This window comes from Psychromonas hadalis ATCC BAA-638 (assembly GCF_000420245.1).
Classification (GTDB): Bacteria; Pseudomonadota; Gammaproteobacteria; order Enterobacterales; family Psychromonadaceae; genus Psychromonas; species Psychromonas hadalis.
This window is the reverse complement of record NZ_ATUO01000181.1, coordinates 1-6,884: the sequence shown is the minus strand read 5'-3', so window position 1 is coordinate 6,884 and position 6,884 is coordinate 1. Positions and strand designations below refer to the sequence as shown.

Genomic DNA, 6,884 nt, shown 5'->3' with positions numbered 1-6,884 from the left:
GGTGTCATAGAGAAAAGTGCTTTTGTGATTAGATTAAGCTTACTTACAAATAATTTAGTCTTCATTGCGAGTACCTTCAATCAGTTAAGTCTTATTTATAAGTATAGACAACAATTAGCTACAACAGAGCCTTTTAATTATAGGTAGCAAAATAGCGCTGCGTACACCGGTTTCTGCTGGGTATATCGAACCTGAGCATCGTGTTTATGTCACCACGTTGAAAATGCGTGAAATAGCCCCTGTTATTCATGGTTTTGGTATTATTAAACCCAAAGTGCAGTGGAGTGGTGTTGCACAGGTGAAAGGTGATATTGTTTATAAATTAGCGACACTGGCGCGTGGTGAATTTATTAAGCAGGGCACGCTGCTTTTAAGGATAGACCAAACGCCTTATCAGTTAGCATTAGCAACGGCTGTTGCTAACAAAGCGAGTGTAGAAACGGAGTTTGAAAAACTTGAGATTGAAAAGCAGAAGCTTCATCTCTCTCTTGAATTAGAAAAGAGTAAATTGTTTTTAGAAGAAACAGAGTATCAGCGTCAAAAATCCTTAGCTAAAAAAGGGACACTCTCTAAATCGCAACTTGAAAAACAGCAACGTGCTTTTATCATTCAGCAGTTAAAGATAAAAGAATTACAATCCGCAATTAAGTTACTTCCTGTCCAGCTAAATGCCATTAAAGCGACCCATTCAGTTGCGAAAAGTCAGATTCAGCAAGCACAATTAGACCTTAACCATACACAAATAAAAATGCCTTTTGATGGGCGTATTGAGCAGGTCAATAGTGAAATGGGAGAGTACGTTTCTCTTGGGCAAGTGCTTTTTACAACACAAGATTACAGTTTGCTGGAAGTGGAAGCTAAAATTCCTGTTCATCAACTTCGACGTTTAAGTGCCACCTTTAAGCAGGGAGCCACTCTACAAAAAGGAGAATTCCCTCAACTTGCCGCATTAAATCTACCCGCATCGGTTACTTTCCAAAGTGCCTTTGTCCATGCGACATGGCAAGGTACATTAAAACGTATTTCTGGGCAAATAGATTTGCGCGTTGGTACGGTGGGCGTTGTGATTGAGATCCCTTTTGATTTTAAAGCGTTTATCAAAGGGGATAGTGAGCAACTGCCGTTGATCAGTGGCATGTTTGTTGAAATTAATATTGAAGGGGCAAAGGCTGCGCAATTAGTTATCCCCAAGAAAGCGTTACACGGCGGCCGATTATATCTTGTTGATAAAGAGAGTCGCTTGAAAATAGTTCCTGTTGAGACATTATTTAGCCGTGATGGCTGGGTGGTAATAAAAGCGGGATATTTTAGTGTTGGTGATCAGATTGTTGTTTCCGATCTGCTGCCCGTTGCAACAGGGCTAAAATTAAAAACAGTTGAATGGGAGAGTGAGCAGTGATTCGTTTTTTCACCTCTCACCCAACCGCTGCCAACCTATTAATGTTGACATTAATGGTGCTTGGCATCTTATCTTTACCACAGATGCAACGTGAAACCTTTCCCAATTTTAAACGGGTAAAAATAGAGATTGCCGTACCTTATCCGGGGGCAAGTCCTGAAAATGTTGAACAAGCACTCTGTTTGCCTATTGAGGATGCCCTAGATGGTATTAATCATCTTCATGAGCTCACTTGTCAAGCAACAGAAGGCATGGCGACCACTATCGCTGAGATGGAGAGAGAAACGGGAGATGTTGGTCGTTTTATCGCAGATATCCGCACCGAGATAGAAGCGATTAATAGTTTTCCTGATCAAGTTGAAAAAACCATTATTAGTCAGCAACGTGTTTATGATGCCGTGGTCAGCGTTGGTATTGCTTCAGACATGGGGAAAGTGGAGCTTAAAGAGTATGTAGAGCAGTTTAAACAGCGTATCAAACGCTTAGAGGGGATTGCGTTAGTTAAAATATCAGGGTTCTCAGAGCCACAGTTGCGTATTGAGCTTAATCTACAAAAATTGCGTCAACTTAATTTAACCGTTGCTGATGTTGCTAAAAGTATTAGTGAGCAAAATATTACCATGCCAAGTGGGCAAATATACAGTGCAGAGCGTACTCTGTTATTGCGTTTTGATGCACAAAAAGAGACACCGCGTGAACTCGCTAACATCACTATTTTTAGTGATGCACAAGGGGCAACCATTAAATTGGGTGATATTGCTACCATCTCACGCCGTTTTGAGCTTGATGAGGAATCAATAGAGATTAACGACCAATCTGCTGCACTGCTTGAAATACAGAAAAAAACCTCAGCGGATGCCATTAATGTTTACAACCGTGTTGTTCAATTTGTTGAACGGGAGCAACATGCGCTACCCGAAGGTGTTCACCTGACATTAACGCGTGATATGGCATCACTGGCGGGCGACCGTATCAATTTACTGGTCAAAAATGGTGCGCAGGGGATATTATTAGTCTTTTTAGTGATGTGGCTATTTTTCCCGTGGCGCTATGCCTTTTGGGTGTCGATGGGATTACCCGTTTCATTTTTAGCTTCACTGTTTGTAATGTCTAAATTTGGGCTGTCATTGAATATGTTAAGTTCAGTGGCACTGTTGATTGCGATTGGTTTAATCATGGATGATGCCATTGTTTTATCGGAGAGTATCGCCACCGAGCTTGAAAAGCAGAAAGATAAATTACAAGCGATAGTGGATGGTGTGGATCGCGTCAAAGTCGGTGTGTTTTCCTCATTTTTAACCACACTGGCTATTTTTGGCTCACTCGCTTTTATTGAGGGCGATATGGGGAAAGTACTCAAAGTCGTACCCATCGTGCTGGTGATCACCCTCGTTGTTTCATTGATTGAAGCGTTCTTTATTCTGCCGCGCCATCTTTACCATGCCAAGCAACTTTCAGACGATAAAGATCATCAGCCGATTGCGTTAAAAAGATACTTTAATAATGGCTTTGAATCACTGCGTGAAAAGCAATTACCTAAATTGGTCGGTTGGATCATTGATCACCGTTACCCTTTTAGTGGTGCGATTATTTTTGCTTTTTTGGCCACTATGGCATTACCAATTAGTGGCATATTAACGTTTTCTCCTTTCCCTGAACTTGAAGGAAATCAGTTACAGATAACTCTATTGATGCCACCTGGTACTCCCTTTGCTGATACACAGAAAATGGTGGAAAAAATAGAAAAAGATCTGAAAACTGTTAACGATTTTTATCAGCCCGATCAACCCCAACAGTTACCCTTAATTGCCAATAAAATTGTGCAATATGGTTTTAATGTAGATGCCAGTGAAAAAGGGGAGCATGCCGCGACTATCTATTTGGACTTACTCGATACGGAGATCCGCCATACCTTAATTGCTGATTTTCAAAATAAATTGATAACTGAGATTGGAGAGCTCACGGGTATTAGCTCCTTTATGATCCGTGTACCTGAAAAAGGCCCCGCTGGGCGAAAAATACAAGTGGAACTAAGTCATCCTGATCTACAAACATTAAAACAAGCTGGGCAAGAGTTTGCTCTCTATCTGAGTCAGTTTGATGGGGTATTTAACCTGTTGCCTGATCTGCGAGATGGTAAACCTGAGATTCTAATGCAGTTACTGCCCGGCGTAGAAAGTTATGGCGTGACAGGGCAAGTTGTGGCGAATCAACTGCGTAGTGCTTTTTTTGGTATTAAAGTGGATGAGTTACAAATTGGAGGGGAAAAAGTCGAGCTAGACCTGCGCATTGATTACCTCAGTCGTAGTCAGTTGGCAACATTGGAAGATTTTCCCATTATATTACCCGATGGACGGCAGATCCCATTAGCAAACTTAGTTTCGATAGATTATCAGCGTGGTGTTAATAAGATATCGCGTGTTGATAACCTGCGTAGATTGACCTTGTTGGGTGATATCGATACACGTATCAACAATACTGCGGTAGTGATGGGCAAAGTGAAAGTTGAATTTATCCCTGAAATACAAAAGCGTTTTCCCGGACTGATTGTCCATTTGGGTGGGGAGGCAGAGTCTTCTGCAGAAACTGGTCGCTCAATGTTAGTGAATTTTTCAATTGGACTGTTTGCTGTATTTGCCATTTTAAGTTATCAATTCCGCAGTTACGTTGAGCCTGTAATTGTGATGATTGCCATTCCACTGTCACTGTTTGGCGTGATCTGGGGGCATTTTTTATTAGGGCATAATCTGACTATGCCATCGATGTTAGGTTTTGCATCACTGTCTGGCATTGTGGTTAACGACTCTATTTTGTTGGTGCAGTTCATCAAAGAAGATCTCAAGATATATGGTGATATTAAACGTTCAGCAATGTTAGCGACACAACAACGTGTACGCGCTATTTTTATCACCAGTGCCACCACCTCAGTGGGTTTATTGCCCTTGCTGTTAGAGCAAAGCTTACAAGCACAAATATTGATTCCACTGGTGATCGCATTGGTATTTGGTTTACTGGCCGCCACCACTCTGATTATTTTGGTATTGCCTGCATTTTATGCGATTTTAGATGATTTCAAATTAACAGAGCGCTTTAACGGTGAGTAAGTTTTAATGTATAGCGGGAGTCGTGACCAAGACCCAAAGCATTTAACCACGAAGGCACGAAGAAATAGGAAGTTAAAACCCAACCCTGTTTTTTGTTTTTGATTTTCTTCGTGTAGCGCAGTGGCTTCGTGGTGAGTTGTTTGTAAGACCAAGACTAAAAACAATTAACCACGAAGGAAAAGGAAGTTAAAACCCAAACCCTATTTTTTTTCGTGTCCTTCGTGTCGTGTAGCAGCTTCGTGGTTATATTTTGTTTTTTGTTTTATGTTTTATGTTTTATTTTTTGGATGGGCGACTTTAGTCAAACTGTTTTTTATTTGTACAAAGTGATTTAAATCACATCTATTCAGCGCTTTGCTGTAAGCTACGCGCTTATTTTTGTGAAACACTTTTATTAGGAAGATATTTATTTATGAGTTTTGACTCCCTTGGTTTACCTGAAGAGCTATTACGTGCGGTTAAAGAGCAGGGTTATACAGAGCCTTCGCCGATTCAAACGCAAGCTATCCCTGTTATATTAGAGGGGAAAGATGTCATGGCGGCTGCGCAAACGGGCACCGGTAAAACAGCGGGATTCACGTTGCCTTTATTAGCAAACCTCATTGATGGAGAATCTGCGAAATCAAACCAAGTACGTGTTTTGATTTTAACACCAACGCGAGAGTTGGCTGCGCAGATACATGAAAGTGTGCAAAATTACGGTAAAAACTTACCCTTAAGAAGTGCGGTCGTTTTTGGTGGCGTGAAAATCAACCCTCAGATGCAATTATTGCGTCGTGGTGTGGATGTATTAGTGGCAACGCCGGGGCGTTTACTGGATTTGTATAATCAAAATGCGGTTCGTTTTAAACAGTTAGAAGTTTTAGTGTTAGATGAAGCAGATAGAATGTTGGATATGGGCTTTATCCACGATATTAAACGTATTATCAGTTTCTTACCTAAACAGCGTCAGAACCTACTTTTCTCCGCAACGTTCTCGAACGATATTCGCAAACTTGCCAAAGGATTGGTCAATAATCCCGTTGAAATTTCTGTTAGCCCACGTAATACCACGGCAGAAAGTGTCACACAGTTTGTTTATGAAGTGGATAAAACCAAAAAATCGATTGTGTTAACAACATTAATTAAACAGGAAAATTGGAAACAGGTATTGGTTTTCTCAAAAACCAAACATGGTGCTAACCGCCTAACAAAACAACTTGAAGCGCGTGGTATTCGTGCGGCTGCCATTCACGGTAATAAAAGCCAAGGTGCGCGTACTAAAGCATTAGCAGCCTTTAAAGCAGGGCAAGTCACCGTGCTTGTCGCAACGGATATTGCTGCCCGTGGTATTGATATTGACCAATTGCCACAAGTAGTGAACTTTGATCTGCCACATGTCAGTGAAGATTACGTGCATCGTATCGGACGTACAGGCCGTGCGGGTAATGTAGGGGAAGCGATCTCTTTAGTGTGTAATGAAGAGTTTAAACTACTTAAAGATATTGAAAAATTAATTAAAAAAGTGATCCCTCGTAAAATATTAGCAGGATTTGAACCGGGTACACCCTTGCCTGTTTCTGTATTAGATACACGCGAATCAAAACCTAGTAAGCCGAAAAAAGCAAGAGTAGGGCATCGTGATGGACAACGTTCAGGCGCAGGGACGGGTAGTCGTCAAAAACAGCGTAGCTCGCGTAATAACTTTGTTGGTTGATCGCTTTATTGGTTGATAATTGGCCACTGAGCTTGTCAGCTCACTAATTTGATAATAAATTTAGCTTAGCCCCAGATAATCACTTTATTTGGGGCTTTTTTATTTTTACTGCTGTTTGACTATGGCATGATGCATTTATCTTAAAAATGCAGTATCAAACTTATGAAAAAAATAGCAATCTTCGCAGATGTACAAAATATCTATTACACCTCACGTCAAGCTTACGGGAAACAGTTTAACTACCGCAAGCTGTGGCAAATAATCAAAGCACAAGGAAAAATAACCCATGCGTTCGCCTATGCGATTGATAAAGGGGATAACCAACAAATAAAATTCCAAGATGTATTGAAACATTTAGGTTTTGAAGTAAAACTAAAACCCTATATTCAGCGCAGTGATGGCAGTGCCAAAGGGGATTGGGATGTGGGCATAACGATTGATATTATGGAAGTTGCGCCGTTGGTTGATACCATTATTCTTCTGTCTGGTGACGGTGATTTTGCTATTTTATTAGAAAAAGTAAAAAATACTTTTTCAGTCACGACCGAAGCGTATGGCGTACCTAAATTAACCGCGAAAGCATTAGTGAATAGTTGTACACACTTTCACCCTATCGACAGTGAGCTGCTACTTTAGTAAAGTAGTTATTTAAACCACTAAGGATCGGCTTCAAAATTATTTGCGC

4 protein-coding genes are annotated in these 6,884 nt (G+C 40.8%); all 4 read left to right on the top strand.

The features are described 5' to 3' along the window. Positions 1–223: 223 nt before the first annotated feature. Positions 224–1,399, top strand: a complete 1,176-nt coding sequence (locus G322_RS21150; protein WP_022942808.1) for an efflux RND transporter periplasmic adaptor subunit — start codon at positions 224–226, stop codon at positions 1,397–1,399. Further along, the gene (locus G322_RS0116415) at positions 1,396–4,503 is read left to right on the top strand and encodes an efflux RND transporter permease subunit (RefSeq protein ID WP_022942807.1); all 3,108 of its coding nucleotides are present in this window, start codon (positions 1,396–1,398) and stop codon (positions 4,501–4,503) included. Before G322_RS21150 ends, G322_RS0116415 begins: the two co-directional genes overlap by 4 nt. 412 nt (positions 4,504–4,915) lie before the next feature. Further along, positions 4,916–6,199 (top strand): DEAD/DEAH box helicase, encoded by a 1,284-nt coding sequence (locus G322_RS0116410; protein WP_022942806.1) that lies wholly within the window; start codon positions 4,916–4,918, stop codon positions 6,197–6,199. 162 nt (positions 6,200–6,361) lie between these two features. After that, complete coding sequence (locus G322_RS0116405; RefSeq protein ID WP_022942805.1) at positions 6,362–6,835, top strand: NYN domain-containing protein; 474 nt, start codon at positions 6,362–6,364, stop codon at positions 6,833–6,835. The last annotated feature ends 49 nt before the right edge of the window (positions 6,836–6,884 follow it).

Excerpts from the sequence above, each read along its gene's own strand:
- G322_RS21150 (WP_022942808.1), top strand. The coding sequence starts at position 224 with ATGCGTGAAATAGCCCCTGTTATTCATGGTTTTGGTATTATTAAACCC.
- G322_RS0116410 (WP_022942806.1), top strand. The coding sequence starts at position 4,916 with ATGAGTTTTGACTCCCTTGGTTTACCTGAAGAGCTATTACGTGCGGTT.
- G322_RS0116405 (WP_022942805.1), top strand. The coding sequence starts at position 6,362 with ATGAAAAAAATAGCAATCTTCGCAGATGTACAAAATATCTATTACACC.